Source organism: Luteimonas padinae, from assembly GCF_014652935.1.
GTDB classification, from domain to species: domain Bacteria; phylum Pseudomonadota; class Gammaproteobacteria; order Xanthomonadales; family Xanthomonadaceae; genus Luteimonas; species Luteimonas padinae.
Map to the genome: position 1 here is coordinate 101,197 of NZ_BMZT01000009.1, position 19,373 is coordinate 120,569.

25 protein-coding genes are annotated in these 19,373 nt (G+C 68.8%); 10 read left to right on the forward strand and 15 right to left on the reverse strand.

What is annotated here, in order from left to right; all coding sequences use genetic code 11:
- The first annotated feature begins 5 nt into the window (after positions 1–5).
- Genes trbL through IE168_RS11390 form a run of 5 tightly spaced genes read left to right on the forward strand, consistent with a single transcriptional unit; the run spans position 6 to position 4,606 of the window.
- Positions 6–1,400 carry a P-type conjugative transfer protein TrbL gene (gene trbL, locus IE168_RS11370; RefSeq protein ID WP_189498316.1) on the forward strand — a complete coding sequence of 465 codons (1,395 nt, stop codon included), beginning with the start codon at positions 6–8 and terminating at the stop codon, positions 1,398–1,400.
- Between the two features lie 17 nt (positions 1,401–1,417).
- Positions 1,418–2,122, forward strand: a complete 705-nt coding sequence (gene trbF, locus IE168_RS11375) for a conjugal transfer protein TrbF (protein ID WP_022960598.1) — start codon at positions 1,418–1,420, stop codon at positions 2,120–2,122.
- On the forward strand, positions 2,119–3,111 hold the full coding sequence (gene trbG / locus IE168_RS11380) for a P-type conjugative transfer protein TrbG (RefSeq protein WP_189498318.1): 993 nt from the start codon (positions 2,119–2,121) through the stop codon (positions 3,109–3,111). The genes trbF and trbG overlap by 4 nt, the downstream gene beginning before the upstream one ends.
- A 2-nt stretch (positions 3,112–3,113) precedes the next feature.
- On the forward strand, positions 3,114–4,391 hold the full coding sequence (locus IE168_RS11385; protein WP_009398074.1) for a TraB/TrbI/VirB10 family type IV secretion system protein: 1,278 nt from the start codon (positions 3,114–3,116) through the stop codon (positions 4,389–4,391).
- The gene (locus IE168_RS11390) at positions 4,388–4,606 is read left to right on the forward strand and encodes a DUF2274 domain-containing protein (RefSeq protein WP_189498320.1); all 219 of its coding nucleotides are present in this window, start codon (positions 4,388–4,390) and stop codon (positions 4,604–4,606) included. The genes IE168_RS11385 and IE168_RS11390 overlap by 4 nt, the downstream gene beginning before the upstream one ends.
- Before the next feature lie 35 nt (positions 4,607–4,641).
- Here the strand turns inward: IE168_RS11390 and IE168_RS11395 are convergent, their stop codons facing one another.
- Positions 4,642–6,132: a helix-turn-helix domain-containing protein gene (locus IE168_RS11395; protein WP_003462893.1), complete on the reverse strand. Its 1,491-nt coding sequence runs from the start codon at positions 6,130–6,132 to the stop codon at positions 4,642–4,644.
- A gap of 904 nt (positions 6,133–7,036) precedes the next feature.
- Between IE168_RS11395 and IE168_RS11400 the strand changes: the two genes are divergently transcribed.
- Together IE168_RS11400 and IE168_RS11405 are read left to right on the forward strand one after the other, a co-directional pair.
- Positions 7,037–7,975, forward strand: coding sequence for a hypothetical protein (locus tag IE168_RS11400; protein ID WP_189498322.1), 939 nt, complete (start codon positions 7,037–7,039; stop codon positions 7,973–7,975).
- A 22-nt stretch (positions 7,976–7,997) separates the two neighbouring features.
- Positions 7,998–8,633, forward strand: coding sequence for a hypothetical protein (locus IE168_RS11405; protein ID WP_189498324.1), 636 nt, complete (start codon positions 7,998–8,000; stop codon positions 8,631–8,633).
- 520 nt (positions 8,634–9,153) lie between these two features.
- Here IE168_RS11405 and IE168_RS11410 read toward each other — a convergent pair.
- The 4 genes from IE168_RS11410 to IE168_RS11425 all read right to left on the reverse strand — a co-directional run bounded on the left by IE168_RS11410 (position 9,154) and on the right by IE168_RS11425 (position 10,773).
- Positions 9,154–9,471: a hypothetical protein gene (locus IE168_RS11410; RefSeq protein WP_189498326.1), complete on the reverse strand. Its 318-nt coding sequence runs from the start codon at positions 9,469–9,471 to the stop codon at positions 9,154–9,156.
- Between the two features lie 52 nt (positions 9,472–9,523).
- Positions 9,524–10,144 carry a hypothetical protein gene (locus IE168_RS11415; protein ID WP_189498328.1) on the reverse strand — a complete coding sequence of 207 codons (621 nt, stop codon included), beginning with the start codon at positions 10,142–10,144 and terminating at the stop codon, positions 9,524–9,526.
- Positions 10,145–10,260: 116 nt separating this feature from the next.
- On the reverse strand, positions 10,261–10,563 hold the full coding sequence (locus tag IE168_RS11420; protein ID WP_189498330.1) for a hypothetical protein: 303 nt from the start codon (positions 10,561–10,563) through the stop codon (positions 10,261–10,263).
- A 3-nt stretch (positions 10,564–10,566) separates the two neighbouring features.
- A complete protein-coding gene (locus tag IE168_RS11425) occupies positions 10,567–10,773 on the reverse strand; it encodes a hypothetical protein (protein ID WP_189498332.1) in 207 nt (68 codons plus the stop codon).
- Between the two features lie 147 nt (positions 10,774–10,920).
- Here IE168_RS11425 and IE168_RS11430 point away from each other — a divergent pair, with 147 nt between their 5' ends.
- On the forward strand, positions 10,921–11,496 hold the full coding sequence (locus tag IE168_RS11430; RefSeq protein WP_189498335.1) for a GNAT family N-acetyltransferase: 576 nt from the start codon (positions 10,921–10,923) through the stop codon (positions 11,494–11,496).
- Here the strand turns inward: IE168_RS11430 and IE168_RS14550 are convergent.
- Positions 11,466–11,978: a hypothetical protein gene (locus IE168_RS14550; protein WP_229823441.1), complete on the reverse strand. Its 513-nt coding sequence runs from the start codon at positions 11,976–11,978 to the stop codon at positions 11,466–11,468. The genes IE168_RS11430 and IE168_RS14550 overlap by 31 nt on opposite strands.
- Positions 11,979–12,019: 41 nt before the next feature.
- Positions 12,020–12,703 (reverse strand): M23 family metallopeptidase, encoded by a 684-nt coding sequence (locus tag IE168_RS14555; RefSeq protein WP_229823443.1) that lies wholly within the window; start codon positions 12,701–12,703, stop codon positions 12,020–12,022.
- A gap of 290 nt (positions 12,704–12,993) precedes the next feature.
- On the opposite strand from IE168_RS14555, the gene IE168_RS14560 reads away from it, so the two are divergent.
- Positions 12,994–13,263, forward strand: a complete 270-nt coding sequence (locus tag IE168_RS14560) for a hypothetical protein (RefSeq protein WP_229823444.1) — start codon at positions 12,994–12,996, stop codon at positions 13,261–13,263.
- 207 nt (positions 13,264–13,470) lie between these two features.
- Positions 13,471–13,668, forward strand: coding sequence for a hypothetical protein (locus IE168_RS14565; protein ID WP_229823446.1), 198 nt, complete (start codon positions 13,471–13,473; stop codon positions 13,666–13,668).
- Positions 13,669–13,870: 202 nt separating this feature from the next.
- Here IE168_RS14565 and IE168_RS11440 read toward each other — a convergent pair whose 3' ends face one another.
- The 8 genes from IE168_RS11440 to IE168_RS11475 are packed head-to-tail and all read right to left on the reverse strand — an operon-like array spanning position 13,871 to position 19,318.
- Positions 13,871–14,551 (reverse strand): hypothetical protein, encoded by a 681-nt coding sequence (locus IE168_RS11440; protein WP_189498339.1) that lies wholly within the window; start codon positions 14,549–14,551, stop codon positions 13,871–13,873.
- Between the two features lie 21 nt (positions 14,552–14,572).
- Entirely contained in the window at positions 14,573–15,055 is a 483-nt protein-coding gene (locus tag IE168_RS11445) for a hypothetical protein (protein WP_189498341.1), read from the reverse strand.
- On the reverse strand, positions 15,052–16,407 hold the full coding sequence (locus IE168_RS11450; protein WP_189498343.1) for a FliI/YscN family ATPase: 1,356 nt from the start codon (positions 16,405–16,407) through the stop codon (positions 15,052–15,054). The genes IE168_RS11445 and IE168_RS11450 overlap by 4 nt, the downstream gene beginning before the upstream one ends.
- On the reverse strand, positions 16,404–17,090 hold the full coding sequence (locus IE168_RS11455; RefSeq protein ID WP_189498345.1) for a FliH/SctL family protein: 687 nt from the start codon (positions 17,088–17,090) through the stop codon (positions 16,404–16,406). The genes IE168_RS11450 and IE168_RS11455 overlap by 4 nt, the downstream gene beginning before the upstream one ends.
- Before the next feature lie 19 nt (positions 17,091–17,109).
- Positions 17,110–17,742 carry a hypothetical protein gene (locus IE168_RS11460; protein WP_189498347.1) on the reverse strand — a complete coding sequence of 211 codons (633 nt, stop codon included), beginning with the start codon at positions 17,740–17,742 and terminating at the stop codon, positions 17,110–17,112.
- A 3-nt stretch (positions 17,743–17,745) separates the two neighbouring features.
- The gene (locus IE168_RS14720; protein ID WP_189498349.1) at positions 17,746–18,516 is read right to left on the reverse strand and encodes an EscJ/YscJ/HrcJ family type III secretion inner membrane ring protein; all 771 of its coding nucleotides are present in this window, start codon (positions 18,514–18,516) and stop codon (positions 17,746–17,748) included.
- Between the two features lie 16 nt (positions 18,517–18,532).
- Positions 18,533–18,964 carry an EscI/YscI/HrpB family type III secretion system inner rod protein gene (locus IE168_RS11470; protein ID WP_189498351.1) on the reverse strand — a complete coding sequence of 144 codons (432 nt, stop codon included), beginning with the start codon at positions 18,962–18,964 and terminating at the stop codon, positions 18,533–18,535.
- Positions 18,965–18,985: 21 nt separating this feature from the next.
- Positions 18,986–19,318, reverse strand: a complete 333-nt coding sequence (locus IE168_RS11475; RefSeq protein ID WP_229823448.1) for a hypothetical protein — start codon at positions 19,316–19,318, stop codon at positions 18,986–18,988.
- Between the last annotated feature and the right edge of the window lie 55 nt (positions 19,319–19,373).

Here is a 19,373-nt window from a genome sequence, read left to right on the forward strand (position 1 = left end):
CCGCCATGAATGACGTGACGGTCATTGACCGCTTCCTCGCTACCTTCTCGCGCTACATCGACTCGGGCTTTGGGCTGCTGCAGGGCGAAGTCGCGTTCCTCACGGCCACGCTGATCGTCATCGACATGACGATTGCCGGGCTGTACTGGGCGATGAGCCACGCCACCGGCCAGGGCGAGGACGTGATCGCCAAGCTGCTGCGCAAGGTGCTGTACGTCGGCGCCTTCGCCTACATCATCAACAACTTCAACTGGCTGGCCAGCATTGTCTTCCGCTCGTTCGCGGGCCTGGGCCTGACGGCCAGCGGCTCGACGATGAGCATGGGCGAATTCCTGCAACCGGGACGCCTGGCCAAGACCGGCATCGACGCGGCAGCGCCGATCCTTGAGCAGATCAGCGACATGGCGGGCTTCCCCGAAGTGTTCGTGAACATGACGCCCATCGTGGTCATGTTCCTGGCTTGGGCGGTGGTGATCCTGTGTTTCTTCGTGCTGGCGATCCAGCTTTTCATCACGCTGATCGAGTTCAAACTGACCACGCTCGCGGGCTTCGTGCTGGTGCCGTTCGCGCTGTGGAACAAGACCAGCTTCCTCGCCGAGAAGGTGCTGGGCAACGTGGTGTCCTCGGGCATCAAGGTGCTGGTGCTGGCCGTCATCGTCGGCATCGGCTCGGGCCTGTTTGCCGAGTTCCAGGTGCATCCGGCCGAGCCGTCCATCGACCATGCAGTGGTCATCATGCTGGCCTCGCTCACGCTGCTGGCGTTGGGGATCTTCGGGCCGGGCATTGCCACCGGGCTGGTATCCGGTGCACCGCAGCTTGGCGCAGGCGCGATGGCCGGTGCTGCGATTGGTGCCGCAGGCGCGGCGGTTGCCGTAGGTGCCGCCGCCACCGGCGTGGGCGGTGCCGTGATGGCCGGAGCGCGCATGGCACCGGCTGCCGCCAAGCTCGCCGGGGCTGGCGCGCGGGCCGCGACTTCGGCGGCTGGCAGCGCGAAGTCGGCTTTCCAGGCCGGTTCTGCCGCTGCGGGCGGCGGAGCCAAAGGCGCGATGGCTGGACTGGGCAGTGTCGCCAAGGGCGGCGCACAGGCCGCTGGCCAGCGCGCCGGTGCAGGCATCAAAGCGGCGGCAGCCAAGGCGGCCGCGCCATTCAAAGCAGGCTGGCAAGGCTCCGGCACCGATGGTGGCTCAGGCGGTGGCGCTGCCAGCTCCGGGCAGGCCACCACAGGCGATGCCGCTGGCGACACGGCCAACACGCAGAAGCAGGAACAACCCAGCTGGGCCAAGCGCCTGCAACGCCGCCAACGACTCACCCAGGCCACCACCACGGCCGCGCACACGCTGCGCGGTGGCGACGGCGGCGGTTCGGGCCAAGGCCCGAGCCTGCGCGATTCCGATAGCTGACTTTCAAGGAGAACCCCATGCGATTCAAACGACCGCAGGTGCGCTATGCCGATACGCCGCAGCCTGCCACCCCGTATCAAGCCGCTGCCCAGGTGTGGGACGAGCGCATCGGCTCGGCCCGCGTGCAGGCCAAGAACTGGCGATTGATGGCCTTCGGCTGCCTGGTGCTCGCGCTGCTGATGGCCGGTGGCCTGGTGTGGCGCTCGGCCCAATCCATCGTCACGCCCTATGTCATCGAAGTCGATCAGTCCGGCCAGGTGCGCACCGTGGGCGAAGCGGCCACGCCGTACCGGCCCACCGATGCGCAGACGGCACACCATATCGCGCGGTTCGTGACGCTGGTGCGCTCACTGTCCATCGACCCCATCGTCGTGCGCCAGAACTGGCTCGATGCCTACGACTACACCACCGACCGAGGCGCGGCGGTGCTTAACGACTATGCGCGGGTGAATGACCCGTTCGCCCGCATCGGCAAAGAGTCGGTAACGGTACAGATCACCAGCGTGGTTCGCGCCAGCGATGCGTCGTTCAACGTGCGCTGGATGGAACGCCGCTACGTCAATGGCGCGGCGGCCGGGCTGGAGCGATGGACGGCGGTGGTGTCCATCGTGCAGCAGACCCCGCGCACCGAAGAACGCCTGCGCCGCAACCCGCTGGGCATCTACGTCAATGGCCTGTCGTGGAGCCGTGAACTGGATTCGTCTGAAGGAGTGAAGCCATGAATGTGCCTTTCCGTTTTTACGCTTTGCCGCTTGTCGTGCTGGCCTTGGCCGGCTGCGCCACGCAGGGCAAACCCCCGCCAGTGATTTCCTTGGATGAGCCGGTACAGGCGGAGCCTTTGCCGGAAATGCCTGTGCCGATCGAGGTGGTCACTATTGCAGAGCCACTGCCATTGCCTGAGCAGTTGAAGCCAGTGCCGGAGGAAAAGGATGCGAAGCCTGCGCCTGAACCGGCTGATGAGACGGTACGTGTCTCGAAAGCCAATGCCGAGGCACGGGTGGCTCCGACGCGCGAAGGCTATGTCAATGCGATCCAGGTCTGGCCGTATAGCGATGGCGCGCTGTACCAGGTCTATGCGTCAGTAGGTCGCGTGACGGTGATCGCGCTCCAGCCTGGCGAGGAACTGGTGACGGTCGCTGCGGGCGATACCGTGCGCTGGATCGTCGGTGACACCTCCAGCGGCAGCGGGGCCGATCTGCGCGTCAATGTGCTGGTCAAGCCTATCCGTTCCAGCTTGAAGACCAATCTGGTCATTACCACCAGCCGCAGGACGTACCTGCTGGAACTGACTTCGACCGACAAGGCATGGATGGCGTCGGTGTCCTGGGACTACCCGAAAGACCGAATGCTGGCCTTGCGGCGCCAAGCCCAAGCCGCCAACGCTGCCGCGCCGGTCGATGCAGGCTTGTCGCTGGATAACATCCGCTTTCGCTATGCAATCAGCGGCAGCAATCCATCGTGGAAACCGCTGCGCGCTTTTGATGATGGCGAGAAGGTCTATATCCAGTTCCCGGCAGGCATCGCCCAGGGCGAGCTGCCGCCGCTGTTCGTCATCGGCGCACAGGGCGACGGGCAACTGGTGAACTATCGCTTCCGCTCGCCGTACTACATCGTGGATCGCCTGTTCGGTGCGGCCGAACTGCGCCTGGGCGCTGACAAGGGCGATGTAGTGCGCATCGAGCGCACCGATGGCATTGCCGGGAGGAACTGAGCATGAGCCAGGACGACACTCCCGACCTTGCCACGCCGCAGGCGGACAAGATGGCACCCGAGGCGGTGGCGCTGCGCGCCCAACCGCGCCCGGTCACGCGTCTGAACCGACGCACGCTGGCCATCCTCGCTGGCGGCCTGTCGGTTGGCGTGATGGGCGCGCTGATCTGGTCACTGCAACCGCAGCAACGCGGCGCGGGCGAATCCACCGAACTGTACAACGTGGATCGTGTATCGCGCTCGGAAGGCCTCGACCAACTTCCTGCCGACTATTCCAAGTTGCCAGCGCTGCCGCCCGACGTGCCGGAGCTGGGGCCACCGCTACCGGGTGATCTGGGGCCGGCCATCGTCAATTCGCAGCAGCCGGTCGCCGCCACCTATGCCGCGCCCGGCTACGACCCCAACGATGCGCTGCACAAGGAAGCAGAAGCGGCGGCAGCTTCAACGGTGTTCTTCCGCACCGGCTCCCCGCAGGCCGCGCCCGTGGCGCAGTCGCAAGTCGCTGCCGCGCCGGGCTTCGCCGCCAATGCCGCTTTCGATCCACTGGCCGCTGGCCCGGCCTCGACGGCGGCCCAGCCTGCTGATCCGACTGCCGTGCAGAACCGGCAAGACCAGAAAGAGGCGTTCCTGACAGGCGGTTCTACGGAAACCCGTAACTCCGGCAACCTGCAAATGCCCACCTCGCCGTATCAGGTGATGGCCGGAACGGTCATTGCCGGGGCACTGGTCACGGGCATCAAGTCCGACTTGCCGGGCGACGTGATCGCCACGGTGACGGAACCGATCTACGACACGGCCACTGGCAAGTTCCTGCTGATCCCGCAGGGATCTCGCATACTGGGCAAGTACAACAGCCAGGTCAGCTACGGCCAGAGCCGCGTGCAGGTGGTGTGGAATCGCATCATCCTGCCCGACACGTCATCACTCACGCTCGACAACCTGATCGGCACCGACCCGGCAGGCTATGCCGGTCTGGAGGACAACGTGGACTGGCATTGGGATCGGATCTTTGCAGGTGCCGTGCTGACCACGCTGCTGGGTGTCGGTGCCGAACTGGCTGCACCTGAGAACCGCCAGGACGGCGATCGCGTCATCATCGCCGGGCGCGACAGCCTGCAGGACACCGTGAACCAGGTCGGCCAGGAAGTGACCCGGCGCAATCTCAACATCCAACCCACGCTGACCAGCCGCCCCGGCTTGCCGGTGCGCATCATCGTCAACCGCGATCTGGTGCTACGGCCTTATCAGCCGCTGTTCTTCAACAAGGGGACTTCTCGATGAGCACGACCAAGAAACTGCGGCTGGGGCCGCTACCCAAGACCGAAAGCGTCAAGCTGACCTTCGCTTGCCCGGCCAGCTTGAAAGCCGATCTCGACCGCTACGCCGCGCTGCATGCGCAGGCGTATGGCGAGGCGGTCGATGCCACGACGCTGATCCCGCACATGCTGGAGGCGTTCATGGCGGGGGATCGAAACTTCAAGCGGCTCTCAAAGTGAGGGAATGACACGAGAGCAGCTTAGGCAATCAGCGATCAGGATGGTTGCCCATCAATAGGCGCGTTGCTCGGTTGCAGTCTAATACTTTGGAGCACCTGGATTTCCTGGTTTCCGCTGTAGTCCTGTTGACTCCACGAGGGCACCGATGCGTAGTGCCGAAAAGTTTGCTTGAATTCCTCTTCCTCGAAGAATCCCAAAAGGTTTCCATCATCTCTCTCGGAGAAAGGCAGGGCATAGACGTACATGTAGCACCCCAGTCGGAATTCACACAAGACATGGGGCATCTTCGAATGAGGCTCCTTGCGGATGTACAAAGTGATCTGGGCCGATGGGTCGGGAGGGAGCATTACCACTGCAGCGGCTATCTTCGGCAAAGGAGCTTCGGAAGATTCGCCATAGCGTACCCAACGGATCGTTTTCGCCAGTGCAGGAAGTTCTTGTTCTGGAATAACAGATAGGGCGATCTTGCTCAGAGCGCGGTAGAAACTCTGTGGAACTATGGGTTTTCCCGTTCCTAGTTGCGCAGTCAGTACACCGGAAGCATCCTCAGAGATTTTCTCGGATACAACGACCATCATCTTGTCGTTGTTGCCATCACGGAACAGCCTGCCCCCTGGGAATTTAACAGTAGGCAATGACCCGCGAGCTTCAATGCCGAGAAACACCCGCTGGATATTGAGAAGCTCGACAAGGGTGGGCTCGATCTTGTCTCCGAAATACTGATTGCAATCGTCACATTCGTCAGCGAGCTTGAGGTACTTGTTGCCCAGTGCGGCTGGAATGGCATGGGCCTCCTTATTGAATTGTGCTCCAGTCTTCCTTGAGTTGCCACAAAATCGACAAGTTCTGTCTGCCTTCTTGGCATTGCCGATGTTGAAATGTTTGTCGGTTCGAGGCATGCACAAGTCATATTTCTCAAGCAAGCGCCCGAAGACCTGCAAGTGTTCATCTAGAGGTTGCTCTTGCGGATGATTGAGCTGGTGCAGTACCTGCTCATAGCGAAATTGCTCAGCCGTTGAGGACGGCGGCGTTGGCAGGAGCAGGAAGAACTCCCCGTCAGGCATGTCGTCGAGCATCTTGCGCAAGCGGAACAGATGTGGCGTTTTAGCCGCATGCCGATCGACGTAATCGTGGACCTTGTTCCTGAGTTCTGGCGTTGCGCACTGGATTGTGTCGATCGAAACCTTTGGAGGCTCGACTTTGCCAAAGATTGACGCAAAGTCGATCACTGGCCCGGCCGCTTCGGGGGTAAAAGTGACGATCAAGCCACTCGTCCCGCGCTCAGTCATGAACGTCCAATGAAAGCCATGACTAACGCCTGTCTCGGTAAATAGCACACCCGCCGCTTCCAACGCTTGACGGATGGCAAGCGCGTTGTTTGGTATAGGACTGCGCTGCCCGCGTTCGAAGTCAGCGATCGTGGAGATTGCAACCCCTGCCTTGGCGGCGAGATCTTGCTGCGACCAGCCGAGCAAGCTGCGCGCGGCACGAACTTGCTCCGGTCTTGGAATGGTTTCTGATGCCATAAAACACGATGTCAGTTAAAAAATATGACATCAATTATTCTATGAAAGAGTTTGGGAGTCAAGCCATGGGTCAAGCTGGGATGTGAAGAACTGGGCTATGCTGACAACCTGCTGTTCGCAATGTCCATCGGTTTTCGATACCGATGCAACGCGACATGGCTTGCCACTGCGACGCTCCTATGTGGCTCCTAGACCACGAAGTCGCACCTCTGCAAAGCAGCCTAAGAACGAGCTAACCTGCTGTCTCATATACAGTTTCAAGTTTTGCGTGAGCCGCATAAAAGACTTGACACCGGCCCTTTTTTGTGTCCTGCAGCAGGCCTGCAGCGCGGGGACCTCGGGTTGACCCGAGGGTGCGGATTCGCCCCCCGCGGCCTACCTTGGTCGTGGAACCGAGGGGGGTTGCCGCCCACGCAGCTGCGAGGCACCGATGTCCATCATCGACAAGGTCACCAGCCATGTTTCCGGCGTTCTCGGCAAGGGCCCCCCCGGCTTGCCGAGTCCCCACAACATGTCGTGGGGCACGGCGCACGCGAGCGTCCATGGGGGAGTCGGCCAGGCCGCCTTCCCGGGCCAGGGGGCGCCGGGCAAGGGGGGCCGGGGGCCGGATGGCCTGGGTCCGCCCGGCCTCTCGCGACCAAGCGGGCTATTCCCCGCCCCACCTCCGGGCGTCGGCCGGCCCGTCAGCCCGGGCTTGGCGCCAGTCCCGGACCGGCCCGCCGGTCCCGGCATCCCCTCTCCCGGAGCCGACCGTCCCAACGGCAACGGCTGGGGCCCCGCGCCGGACAGGCCGGCGCCCGCGACCGTGGTGCCGGGGCAGGGAGCCGAACGTCCCTCATCCCTGGTGCCGGGGCAGGGAGCCGAACGCCCCTCGTCCCTGGTGCCAGGGCAGGTCGTACGCGACGTGCTGGCGGTGCCGCGGCAGGTGCAGGGGGTGTTCCCGCCGGGCCACATGGTGAACACAGGGCAGGCGGGCGCCGCATCCGCCATGCCGGGGGCACCGCAATCCGGCCTGCCACTGACGGGCCAGGCCCAGATGGCGCAGTCCGCGCCGATGCCGCTGCCGACCGCCGCCGCACCACGCGCGGATGCTGGCGCCGCACTGCGGACGGACGTTCCGGCACAGGGCGCGCAGATCGCCCAGGGTGTACGCGCGGAGCCGGCCCATCCCGCGCCCCGGACCGCCGACGCGGCCCTGGTGGCGCGCCAGCAGGACCCGGCCCTGGCCACCCAGCAGCAGCGCAGCCCCGCATTCGCACCCTCGACGGCCGCGAACGCCGCCGCGACAACGGCCCCCGCCACGGCCCCCGCAGCCCAGGCGGCCACGGCAACGCTGGCCGCGGCAACCACCGCGACCGTCGTCGGCAGCACCATGGCCAATGCACCACCGGTAGCCGCCCCGGTGGCGGAGGCTCGCAACGCGGGCAATCCCCTGGCCGTCAACGACCGCGGCGCGCCCGCGCGGCCGGACGCCGCCGGCTACACCGGCACCGGCGAAGGCCCGCAGCGGCGCAGCCTGGACCGCCGCACGCGCGTGGCCGGTGGCGGATTGTCCGCCCTGCTCGCCGCGATGGGCGCCCAAGGCCACACCGGCGCCTCGGGCCGGGATCCCGGCGCACTCGAGCGCGAGCTGCGCGAAACGACGATGCAGTGGCTGTTCTGGCTGCTCGCGCTCATCGCCTATGGCTGCCTGGGGTTCGCGATCATCGCCCTGCTGCCTGTGGGCGGGCAGGTGCTCGGTGACTCGGCGCGGACCTGGACCGGCGGATCGGCACTGCTGGGCCTGCTGACCGCTGCTGTCGCCTGGCTGGTGGCGAAGAGGCTCGGCACGCGACGGACCTGAACGACGACACGCCATGCCTCCGATGAAGTCCCGACTGCTCCCCTTCGCCGTCGCGCTGGTCCTCGGCGCTTGCCAGGGGAGCGATGCGAGTCCGCGCTACCCGTCGACCGCCTACGAAGGCCGCGTCGACGTCGTGATCGACCCGCCCGGCGGCCGCGCCCATGACGAACGCGGCCGCGGGACCGCGCGCTTCACGCCCGCCAGCGGCGGGGCCATGAAGCTCAGCGTGATCGGCGCGATTTCCAACCCCGACGGCGATGCGGGACTTCTCCTCGACGGCCGCATGACGCGCGACGGCGGCTGGAGCGGCCGCATGGGCGATGTCCGCGTGGACATCGACGGCCAAGGCCGCGTCAGCGGCGGCGGCGTCGTGCACCCGCAGGCGTACACCGTGACCGGGCAGGTGTCCCCGGCCTCCTTCGACATGGTCGTGGTGGTTGAACTGCTCGAGCCGAACGCCGGCGGCCTGCCGCGCGGGACAAAGCTGCGCTTCACCTACGACCTCGAGCAGCCCGGCCAGGCACCGTCCACCGCGCGCCGCCGCGGCCGCCGCGCGGACATGGAAAACTGCAGGAACGTGGCCTACGAAGTCCGCCCCGTCCCCGATCCCGCAGGCGGCACGCTGGTGATGCGACGCATGCCGGTCTGCAGGGACTGAACAGAAAAGTTTCTTCTCTCAACTGAGGGGAAGAACGCGGGCGGGACATCGCGGCGCTTCGACGCATGGCCTGCTGCGGCTCATGTCCCCCGATGCCGGCCCGCCGGGCCGACATCTCCTCCTTGACTTCCCGTCAGCAGGCCACGCTCCGAAGCCGTGCAGGGTTCCGGCGGCCCGTTGCGAAAGGAGCGGCGCCCCGTAGGCCCTGCGCGACCTCCAACGTGCGACAACGTTCCGCCACCTTTTTCCAGTGGTTCCAGGTGGACCGCTTCCACCCTCCCTCCAGCGGCCGACACCCTTCCGGACTGCGGTGCAATGCCTGCTGACGGGAAGTCAAGGAGGAGGCTGTGGCCGCAGGCCGAAGCCGGGGGACATGAGCGGCAGCAGGCATCGCGCCGCAGCACGACCAACCTCACGCCGGCCTGCGCCAGGGATCAGCGCAGCGCGCGACCCCTCACGTGGGAGAAGAACCAAAAAAAACGCCCTGCCGAAGCAGGGCGTTCTTTTCGCCGCGGGCCGCTTACTGCTTGCGGGCGACCGAGGCGTTGCCTTCACCGATGGTCTTGATCACGGTGCTCACGGTTTCCATGAACATCTTGAAGACCTGGCTCATCGCGGTCAGCTCGGCGTTGAGCTCGTTGATGTTGTCGGCTTCGGGGCCGGCGGTATCGATCTCCTTGGCCTTGGCGACGATCTCCTCGCCCATCTTGTCGGCGATCTTGCCGAGGACCTGGGCGAGCGCGATCAGCCAGCCGCCGCCGCGGGCGGACGCCAGCTGGGCCTCGGCCTCGCGCATGGTGGTGGCGTTTGCAACGAAGGAAGTGATGTCGACAGCCATGATGATTCTCCGATTCGATTCGATCTGATTGGGTTGGGGTCCTGCGGGTGGATCAGTTCCAGCCCTGGCCCGGGGGCCCACGCAGCCGCCTCGATCTCGAGTTCACCGTATCGGCACGCAGGGGCGATGCCGTCGTCCGCTCCGGTGCCGCTGCGCCGGGGACGCGCGCCGCCGCCGATTCCTGGCCCGCCCTGCTGGCCTGGCGGAACCATTCCAAGGCCTTCTCCTGGCCATCGGTCTCGACGCGGCGGCTGAACTCCATCGCAAGCCGCGACTCACGCCGCTGCAAGGGAGCCAGTGCCTCGTTGAGGGAGCGGATCAGGTGGTCGGCTTCGCCCTGTTCGACGAACCCGCCCTGCAGCAGCATCTCGACCGTTTCGCGCCAGGTGGAAGCGTCGAACGCATCGGACGCCTCCGGCGGCGGCGAGGAGGCCGCGTCCTGCAGCGCCTGCTCGAAGACCCGGGCGAGCTCGTCGCGATCGTCATGCCCCAGGCTGCCTTCCTGCTGCAGCAGCTCCTGGAACTGGCCGAGCAGTGCCTTCCCCGCCGAGTCGGCCGACGCACCAGCCGTGGCCTGCACCCGCTCGTCGCCAGCCTGCTGGCTCCTGGCCAGCAGCTCGCCCGGCGTGAGCGCTCGGCGGTTCGGCTTCGTCGGGGGCGGTTGGCCTTGCATGTCGTGGTCGGATCCTGCGTGGGTCGGGGCGTTGGATCGTGTGGATCCCAGCTTCGCGTGGCGTGGCGTGGCGGACAACTGGGGCCGACCCTAGGACGGCGTCCAGTCGTTCCGGATCAGCCGGTCACCACGCGCAGCTGGTCGGTGATCGCGCGGGTGGCTTCGCCATGGCTACGACCGAGTTCGGACGCGGCGTCGCGCAGCCAGTCGTTGGCCTTGTCGAGACCATCGTCGCGCACGCGGCGCTTGTACTCCGGCTCCAGCGTGGCCTTCTGCTCGTTGACGTCACGCAGCATGGCGTCGAACTGGGCCAGCAGGCGCTCTTCCTCGTTCGCATCGAGGACGCCCTGCTGGCGCAGGTCGGCAAGGCGCTCGACAAGCTCCTCGCGGGTCTTCGGCGGCGCGGCTTCGATGGACATCCGTCAGCCGCCGCCGAAACCGAAGTCGAAGCCGCTCGAGTAGGCGCCGCCGAAGATGGTGTCGAAGTTGAAGCCCACGGCGTCGGTCATGCCCTCGCCGACGATGCCGCCGAGCCAGGAACCGATCTGCTGGCCGATGGCCTGGCCGAGGGGACCCCCGAAGTAGGTGCCGACGAGGCTGCCGACCACTGAACCGATTTGACTGCCCATATCCATGTCCTCGAAGTGGATGAAGGCCCGGCGGACTCCGGGCGCACCACGCAGTTTCCGCAGCCGCGCAGGCGTTCCAAGCTGGTGCGTACCCGACCTCGGGTGATCCCGGGGGCTCCCGCGGCGCATGCGCGGCATACTCGCGCGATGGCGACCGGTCCCGACGTCGACGCGTTCCTGCAGACCCGGCGCATGACGCTGCGCCGCCTGCGCCCTTCGGATGTCTTCGACCTGCAGTACCTCGGACGCAACGCTCGCGTTTCGGAGGCGCTGCTGGACGCGCCTGTGGACGACATCGCCTCCGCCGCGGCGCTGGTCGAGGCCTCGGCCCGCGTGCATCGCGAGCGCCCCGGCCTCGGCGTGTGGCGTGCCGATGACGCCCGGGGCTTCCTGGGATTCTTCTCGCTGATGGCGGAGTTCGACCCGCGCGAGGTCGAGATCGGCACGCGCCTGCTGCCGCGCGCGTGGGGCCGCGGCTACGCGCTCGAGGGTGGCGCGGCGCTGTGCGGGCACGCGTTCGGGACCCTGGGCCTGCCGGCGCTGGTGGGCCTGTGCGATCCGGCCAACCGCTCGGTGCCCCCGCTGCTGGCGCGCCTCGGTTTCCGCCCCGACGGCACCACCGAGCAGTTCGGCAGGCCCGCGCTGCGCATGTGCCTGCCGCGGGAGGAGTGGCGCGGGGTGCGGCGCCGCGGTCAGTCCGTGGCCGGGACGTCGCGCGAGTAGGTCCGGCCGTCGTAGCGCAGCCACACGTCGTGCCCGGCCGTCTCGAGCCGCAGGACGCTGAAGCCGCCATGCGCCGCCTGCCGCACCTCGACCACGCGTGCGCGCCCGGCCGCCGACAGCAGGCGCGCGCCCGCGGCGTCGCCCGCGTATACCCACCAGTCGGCGCCGTCGGCGCCGGACAGGCAGCGGTGGCGGCCTTCGACCAGCCAGTCGTCGCGCCCGTCGCCATCGAGGTCGAGCAGATGCGCGACGACCCAGTCGGCCTGGAAGGCGGAGCGTCCGTCGACCACGCCGCCGCTGCAGTCCAGCACGCGCGCGTCGGTCGACAGGCCGCGGAGGATGTCGTCGGGAAGCGTGGCCCCGGGTGCCGGCGCGCCAGCCACGACCTGCAGTCCGGCATTGCCGGGCATGGGTGCGGCGGGCGCGTCCGACGCCTGCGGGCCGGCGACCGCAGGCCCGCGGTCGCAGCCGGCCAGCACCATGCCGGCTGCGCAGAGCGCAGCCAGCCTGGCCGACCGCCGCGCTACTGGCGGCGACCGTCGAAGCGGCCGTCGAGGAGGTCGTGGACCCATCGGTCGATGGTGGCGGTCGGGGCCTCGATATGCACGTGCGGGCCGGTGGAATGGCCGGTGGATCCCTGGTTGCCGAGATCCTGGCCGTAGCCCACGCGCTGGCCCGGGCGTACGTCGATGCTGGACATGTGGAAGATGTAGATCAGCTCGCCCTGGTCGCCGCGCAGGATGACCGCGTTGCCGGCGTTGCCCATCGGGCCGGCGGACACGACCGTGCCCGCGACCGGAGAGGGAATGGCCTGGGCGGTCTGCGACTGCCCCTGACGGTGCAGCACGATGTCCCGGACTTCCAGCGTCTGGCCCTCGCGGACCTTGGTCTGGTAGTCGTGGTGGGGCTGCATCTGGTCGGGATGCGACACCGAGATCGCGGGCTGGTGGCCGGTGCTGTACACCGTGTAGGGCGCATAGGTCGGCGCGTCCCCCGACGGCGGCGGCGCGGGCGCGGGGCCCGGCGCAGGCGCGGGGCCCGGCGCGGGTGCAGGAGACGGCGTGCCGCCGCCCGCACCCGGGACGTGCACGACCTGGCCGGGATGGATGAGGTCGGGATTGCGGATCTGCGGGTTGGCCGAAAGCAGCGCGTCGAGTCCGACGTTGTTGCGTGCCGCGATGCCCGAAAGCGTGTCGCCGCTGCGCACNGTTGTTGCGTGCCGCGATGCCCGAAAGCGTGTCGCCGCTGCGCACGGTGACGTCATGCGTGGCGCCGGCGCCACCCGGCAGCTTCACCACCTGGCCCGGGTGGATCAGGTCGGGATTGCGGATCTGCGGATTGGCCGAAAGCAGCGCGTCGAGTCCGACGTTGTTGCGCGCCGCGATGCCCGAAAGCGTGTCGCCGCTGCGCACCGTGACTTCGCCGCCACCACCGCCACCGCCCGGCAGGTGCACCGTCTGGCCGGGGTAGATCAGGTCCGGATTGCGGATCTGCGGATTGGCCGCGAGCAGGTCGGCGACCGACAGCTGGTGGCGCGCCGCGATACCCGAGAGCGTGTCGCCGCTGCGCACCGTGACCGAACCGGCGGGCGACGACGATGACGGCGCGCCGGGGCCGTCGTTGCCGCCCGGGCCGGGCGAAGGCGCCGGCGAGGGCCCCGTAGGCGGCGGCGCGTCGCCGTCGATGCGCTGGCGCACGAACGACGTCGCCTCGCCCGCGGTGATGCGGCCGTCGCGGTTGACGTCCAGCGGCGCGTTCATGCGGTAGGCGGCGCTGCCCTGGCTGAACAGCGTCGAATCCGGGTCCGGGCGCGGGCTGCCGTAGAGCACGGTGGTGTAGACGCCCTCGAGCGTGTTGAGGTCGCCGGGATCGGAGCGGTTGTTGAAGTAGCGCTCGACGTACTGGAGCTGGTCCATCGCGCTCATCCGCGCCAGCGCGTCGGTGGACGTGCCCAGCTCGCTGGCGGTCCCGGGCATGAACTGGATCAGGCCGGTGGCGCCGCTGCCGGCGCCGTTGCGCACGCCGGGGCTGAAGCTGCCGCCGGTCTCGAAGCTCATCACCGCCATCAGGTACTCGGGCCGGGTGCCCAGGCGCTGCGCCATGGCCTCGACTTCGCGGATGAAGGCCGGCGTGACGTGGGCGTTGCCCTGCACGCCCTGGATGCGGTTGTAGTCGAAGCCGGAAGGACTGAGATGGTCTCCGGAGGCGTTCTGGACACTCTGGTTGCCGACAGGTGCGACCATCAGGAACTCCCGCTGTCATGCGGCAGGCGCCGCGCATGGCGCCATTACAGGCACGCGCGCCGGGTGTCGCCAGCTAGGTCGGACCCTAAGTGATGACGACCAGCGGCTTCATGCCGCGACCGTCGTCGCATTCATCCGTTGAAGTGCGGATCCACGCGCAGCGCACCCAGGTTGCGCTCGGCGAATCGCCTGGCCAGCTCGGGGGCGGCCTCGCGGATGGCGTCGTAGCTGTCGCGCGAACGCACGTCGGCGCGCAGCACCCAGCCGTCGCCCTCGCGGCTCAGCAGCAGGTCGGTACCCGGCAGGGTGGCGTCGGACATGCGCAGCAGGACGCGGCCATCGCCGTCGGCGCCCGTGGCGCTGCCGCCTGCCGCGAGCTTGCGCACATGGCGTTCGATCAGCTCGGCGACCGCGGTACTCGCGCCGGTGGGCGCAGGCATCGCGGCAGCCGTCTCTCCACCGCCGCGCAGTGCGTGCTGGGCCTGCCACAGCAGGGCCGGATCCAGCAGTTTGGCCTCGCCGTCGCCACCGTCCTGGCCGTGGCCACCGTGCTCGCGTTCGCCGTCGCGCGCGGCATGCACCGCGTCCTCGGTGGCGGTGCGCACCAGCCCGGCCTCGTCGCCCGCCGGTTCGCCGGCGGCCGCCTGTCCCTGCGCCAACTGTTGCTGCGCACCCTGGCGCGCGCCATCCAGCGCGCTGCGGAACCGGTCGGCCTGCGCCGGATCCGCGGGTGTGCGTTCGCGCGACTCGCCGGTGCCTTCGCGGGCGCGGGCGGCTTCCGAGGCCGATGACTGCGTGCGTTCGATGGACATGGTCTTCTCCCGTGTCGGCCGTCAGTGGCCGGCCAGATGGCGCGCCTGCAGCAGGTCCTCGGCGGCCCCTTCCTCCTGGCGTGCTTCGAGCATGGACTGTTCCCCGTTCCAGACCTCGCGCCGCTTCTGCAGCGCATCCAGGCGCGCCTTGGCGCGGAAAAACTCCGCGCGGGCCTCGGCCACGGCGGCTTCCGCGGCGCGCAGCGTCTCCTGGGCCTTGAACAGGCGCTGGCGCGCCGCCTCGGCCTGTTCGCCGAGCAGTTCGATGTGCGCCTCGCGCTGGGCCAGCGCGTTGGGCCACGGCACGCCCGGGGGCGGCGCATCAAGCAGGCGTCCACGCTGCTGCTTCTGCTCGAAATCCAGCGCGATGATCTCGCCCTCCAGCGCCAGGCAGGCGTCGCGGCAGGCCTGCGCTTCGCGCTGGCGCTCGAGCACGCGCTGGCGCGCAGCCTCGGTGCGGTGCTCGCGCAGACGGACCAGCGTGTGCAGCGGATAGCGCTTCACGGAAACAGCGCCTTCAGCGCGGCCGCCGACTGTTCGAACGGCACCAGCTCGTGCGCGGACTGCTGCAGCAGCTTGCGGATGGCGCCGATCTTCTCGATCGCGGCGTCGGCGTCGGGATCTGTGCCGCGCTTGTATTCGCCGAGCTGGATCAGCAGCTCGATGTCCTGGTACTTGGCGAGCAGCTTGCGCAGCTGGCCCGCGCCGCGCAGGTGGGTCTGGTCGACCACGCGCGGCATGGTGCGGCTGAGGCTCACCAGCACGTCGATCGCCGGGTAGTGGTAGGCGGCGGCGAGCTTGCGCGACAGCACGATGTGGCCGTCGAGGATCGAGCGCACCTCTTCCACGATCGGGTCGCCGCCGTCCTCGTCCTCGGCCAGCACGGTGTAGAAGGCGGTGATCGAGCCCTTGTCGTTGTTGCCGGCGCGCTCGAACAGCCGCGGCAGCGCGCTGAACACCGACGGCGGGAAGCCGCGCCGCGCCGGCGGCTCGCCCACCGCGAGGCCCACGTCACGCAGTGCGCGCGCGAAGCGCGTCACCGAGTCGACCAATAGCAGCACGCGCTTGCCCTGGTCGCGGAAATGCTCGGCGATGGCGGTGCCGACCCAGGCCGCGCGGCTGCGCTCCAGCGCCGGGCGGTCCGACGTAGCGACCACGATCACCGACTTGGCCAGCCCTTCCGGACCCAGGTTGTCGTGGATGAACTCGTTGACCTCGCGGCCGCGCTCGCCGACCAGCACGATCACGTTGACGTCCGCATCGCCGCCGCGCGCGAGCATGCCCAGCAGCGTGCTCTTGCCGCCGCCGGCGACGGCGAAGATGCCGATGCGCTGGCCTTCGCCGGCGGTCATGGTGGTGTCGATGGCGCGCACGCCGGTGGAGAACGGACGCTCGATCAGGCTGCGCGCCAGCGGATTGGGCGAGGCGGCGTAGATCGGCGCATCGACGGTGGCGCCGACCGGGCCAAGGTCGTCGATCGGTTCGCCATGCGCATCGAGGATGCGGCCGAGCAGGCCCGGCCCGACCCGCACCGCCGCCTGGCGCCCGCTGGCGTAGACCTCGGTGGTCGCGGACACGCCGTCGAGCGCGCCAAGTGGGGTCAGCAGCGTGAGCTGCTTCGACACGCCCACCACCTCGGCGGCCAGCCGGAACGTCGGATCGCCTTCGCCGCGAGGATTGCGCAGCTCGCACAGCTCACCGATCGAGGCCTTGAGCCCGGTCGCGCGGATGAGCGTGCCGTAGGCCTCGGCCACGCGGCCGACGCGCTCGATCGACTGCACCCTGGCCAGCGCATGCAGCAGCGGATCGGGGCCGGCGGCCGCATCCGCGAATGGCGCCGGCGAGGTGGCGCTCATGCCTGCCGCCCCGCATGGGCGGCACTGCCCGCGAGCGCGGTGCGGATGGCCTCGATCTGCTGGGCGACGCCGGCGCGGACCTCACCGGCCTCCGACACCACCACGCAGCTGGTGGGCTCCAGGCTGGGATCGTCCACCAGCTCGATCACGCCCACCGCCGGATGCGCCTGGCGCACCGCGCCCAGGCCCGCGCTGACGCTGTCGCGCACGCTGGGATGCACGCGGATCAGCAGGAACTGCTCGGCCTGCGCCGCCTCCACCGCCTGCATCACCAGCGGCGGCACCACGCTGCGGGCGTCGAAGCCGGGGGCGATGCGGTCGACGATCGCGCAGGCCAGCTCGGTGACGCGGCTGGACGCCTCGCCAAGCACGCGCGCACGGCGCTCGTTGAGCGCGGCCAGCTGTTCGGTCATCTGCAGCTCGGCCGCGGCGATGCCTTCGGCGAAACCCTGCGCATGGCCCTGCTCGCGGGCCCGGGCAAGGTCCGCGACCGCTTCCTCGTACAGGCCGTTGACGCGGTCGAGCAGCGCGTCGAGCTCGCCCAGCTTCGCCCACGCCACGGCCGGCACCACGCTCGCGCCGAGCGAGCGCGAGAACCGGCGCTGCTCGAACACGGCCACGCCGCCCGACGGGGCCGCGGCCGGCCGGGTGCTGGAGGCGTCGCTTCGGGTTTCGGCGTTCATCGTGTATCCGTCCGCGCGCTCATGCCGCGCGTGTTTCGTGGTGCGTGTAGACCCGCAGCACCGGCTTCTCCGGCAGGCGTGCAAGGGTGTCGTCGGCGGCGCCGGGCGGATGCAGCAGCCGGCACCAGTCGGCAAGCGCCGGATCGCGCCGGCGCGCCCAGGCCTGCAGTTCGGCGCGGCCCTGCCGGTCGAAGAGGTCGTGCAGCGGGGCCGGATCGTCGCCGGCCATCGCCGCGTCCAGCGCCTCCCGGAAGCCGGCCGTCGCGTCGCCGAGCCGGTCCGGCGGCAGCCTGCCGTCCCAGACCGACTGGTCGAGGGCCAGCAGGTAGCTGTTGCCCAACGTCGCCTTCAGGCGGCGCACCGGCTCCCGGCGCACCTCGGCGCGGATCGGTGGCGCGTGGGCGAGGATGCCGAGATCGCGGCACAGCGCGTCCACGCGCGCGCGGCGCCAGCGGCCGCGGATGGCCTCCGGGTCGCGCGACGGATCGGGCGCGAGCAGTGCCAGCGCCGGCCCGCCAGCAAGCCAGGCCGCAAGCAGGCGGCGGCCCAGCGCGCTGCCGCGCGCGCGCGCGGCCAGGTCGGGATCGAGCGGCGTTCCGGCATCGTCCAGCCACCCCGCGTCGACCTCGGCCAGCAGCGCCCGCAGCGACATGCCTCAGCCGTTCCAGACCTGGCCGGGTGCCTGCTTGTCCTGCGTCGCACCGCGCAGGCGGCCACGGAAGGCCACCAGCAATCCGAGCAGCACCACCACGCCGGCCGCGATCGCGAGCGCCACCGGGCTGATCGCCGACAGCGCCGGGCCCTGCGGCCGCTGCGCCGGCATCGCCGGGGCCTCGGCGAACTTGACCGTCACCTTGTTCAGATCGGTCAGGCCCTTCACCGAATCCTTCATCAGCAGTTTGATGTCGGTTTCGCGGTCGCGCATGCTGGCGCCCGGGGCCTCGAAGATCGCCACCGCCACCGTGGAATCCTGGCTGGTGCCACCGAGCGGGTCACGCTCGGCAAGGGTCACGTGCACGCGCGCGTCGACCACGCCCGGAAAGCGCGACAGGGTATCGGCGAGCTCCTGCTGCAGCGCGCACTGCTCGCGCCCGCGCTCCTCGGTGGAGGAGGACGCGAAGCCTTCCTTCTTGAACACGTCGCAGCCGTTGGCGAACTGCTCGCGCGGCAGCCCCTTCGCGGCCAGCACCTGCATCGCATAGGGGAAGTCGGACGTCGCGACGCGGATTTCCCAGCCCGTCTTCGACGGCGACGGGTTCTTGTCGGCGTCCACGCCGGCGGCGATGAGCGCGCCCATCACCTGGTTGGCCTGGACTTCGTCGAGCTGGCTGTACAGCGGCTTGCCGCCGCATGCGGCGAGCAGCGCGGCCGCCGCGAGCGCGGCAAATGCCGCGCGCGGCGACCGCGACCACGGGAGGAACTTCATGGACAGGCCCCCGCGGTCAGGACTGCTGCCGGAACAGCTGCTGGATGCCGTCCGAGGTCCGGTTGGCAACGTTCGACGTCAGTTCCGCCTGGAACAGGAACTGATGGCACTTCATCGTCATCTCCATCATCTGCCCGGGCGTGAGCTCGGCGATGTTGCCGCTCATGCTCCGCGACAGCGCGTTGATGTTGTCCGCGCCGGTGTTGAGGTTGTTGATGGCCTCGATCAGCGCCCGCGTGCCCTCGGAGGGCTGCGCCGGCGTGATGTCGGCGACCTGCGGAGTGCCGCCCACCTGCTGCGGGCCCGAGGCCCCGCCACTGCGCTCGAGCGCCGCGGCGAAATCACGGACGTCGTAGGGCGTGGCATGCGACAGCCCCCCCGTTCCCTGCGGGCCGGCCTGCCCGGCCATCGCCGGGTCCATGGCCGCCACCTGGATGGCTTCGATCATCTCGATCTCCTGTTGCGGCGCTTAGCCGCGCTTGCCCAGCGTCTCCAGCGCCTGGCCCACGCTGTTCTGCGAGGTCGAGGCGTTGTTCGACATGAACTGCATCTTGAGGCTGGCGGCGGTCAGCTGGACCATCGACGAAGGCTGGTCGTCGCCGGCGCCGATGTTGGCCGACATGTCGGTGATGACGGCCGCCTGCGAGTCGAGCGTCTGGCCCCAGGCGCGCGACATGGCTTCATACCAGCTGCCACGGTCGCCGGCGGACGAACCGCCGCGGATGCCGCCGGCGCCGCTGGTGGCCGCCGCGCCCGCGATGAACTGGCCAAGGCCCGGGGTTCCTGCTGCGATATTGGTCATGGTTCTCTCCTTTCCCTTCTGTGTTGTCTTCGGTGGTGTGTCCAGGTGCCCGCGC

Coding starts and splice junctions, on each gene's coding strand:
- IE168_RS11460 (WP_189498347.1), bottom strand. CDS start 17,742: ATGTCGCTGCGGGCGCTGCTGGCCGAGGTCGACGCGGGGTGGCTGGAC.
- IE168_RS11390 (WP_189498320.1), top strand. CDS start 4,388: ATGAGCACGACCAAGAAACTGCGGCTGGGGCCGCTACCCAAGACCGAA.
- IE168_RS11405 (WP_189498324.1), top strand. CDS start 7,998: ATGAAGTCCCGACTGCTCCCCTTCGCCGTCGCGCTGGTCCTCGGCGCT.
- IE168_RS11395 (WP_003462893.1), bottom strand. CDS start 6,132: ATGGCATCAGAAACCATTCCAAGACCGGAGCAAGTTCGTGCCGCGCGC.
- trbG (WP_189498318.1), top strand. CDS start 2,119: ATGAATGTGCCTTTCCGTTTTTACGCTTTGCCGCTTGTCGTGCTGGCC.
- IE168_RS11455 (WP_189498345.1), bottom strand. CDS start 17,090: ATGAACGCCGAAACCCGAAGCGACGCCTCCAGCACCCGGCCGGCCGCG.
- IE168_RS11415 (WP_189498328.1), bottom strand. CDS start 10,144: ATGCAAGGCCAACCGCCCCCGACGAAGCCGAACCGCCGAGCGCTCACG.
- IE168_RS11420 (WP_189498330.1), bottom strand. CDS start 10,563: ATGTCCATCGAAGCCGCGCCGCCGAAGACCCGCGAGGAGCTTGTCGAG.
- IE168_RS11385 (WP_009398074.1), top strand. CDS start 3,114: ATGAGCCAGGACGACACTCCCGACCTTGCCACGCCGCAGGCGGACAAG.
- IE168_RS14565 (WP_229823446.1), top strand. CDS start 13,471: ATGAACTGGATCAGGCCGGTGGCGCCGCTGCCGGCGCCGTTGCGCACG.
- IE168_RS14720 (WP_189498349.1), bottom strand. CDS start 18,516: ATGAAGTTCCTCCCGTGGTCGCGGTCGCCGCGCGCGGCATTTGCCGCG.
- IE168_RS11440 (WP_189498339.1), bottom strand. CDS start 14,551: ATGTCCATCGAACGCACGCAGTCATCGGCCTCGGAAGCCGCCCGCGCC.
- IE168_RS11470 (WP_189498351.1), bottom strand. CDS start 18,964: ATGATCGAAGCCATCCAGGTGGCGGCCATGGACCCGGCGATGGCCGGG.
- IE168_RS11450 (WP_189498343.1), bottom strand. CDS start 16,407: ATGAGCGCCACCTCGCCGGCGCCATTCGCGGATGCGGCCGCCGGCCCC.
- IE168_RS11425 (WP_189498332.1), bottom strand. CDS start 10,773: ATGGGCAGTCAAATCGGTTCAGTGGTCGGCAGCCTCGTCGGCACCTAC.
- IE168_RS11410 (WP_189498326.1), bottom strand. CDS start 9,471: ATGGCTGTCGACATCACTTCCTTCGTTGCAAACGCCACCACCATGCGC.
- IE168_RS11430 (WP_189498335.1), top strand. CDS start 10,921: ATGGCGACCGGTCCCGACGTCGACGCGTTCCTGCAGACCCGGCGCATG.
- IE168_RS11475 (WP_229823448.1), bottom strand. CDS start 19,318: ATGACCAATATCGCAGCAGGAACCCCGGGCCTTGGCCAGTTCATCGCG.
- trbF (WP_022960598.1), top strand. CDS start 1,418: ATGCGATTCAAACGACCGCAGGTGCGCTATGCCGATACGCCGCAGCCT.
- IE168_RS14550 (WP_229823441.1), bottom strand. CDS start 11,978: ATGGTGCTGGCCGGCTGCGACCGCGGGCCTGCGGTCGCCGGCCCGCAG.
- trbL (WP_189498316.1), top strand. CDS start 6: ATGAATGACGTGACGGTCATTGACCGCTTCCTCGCTACCTTCTCGCGC.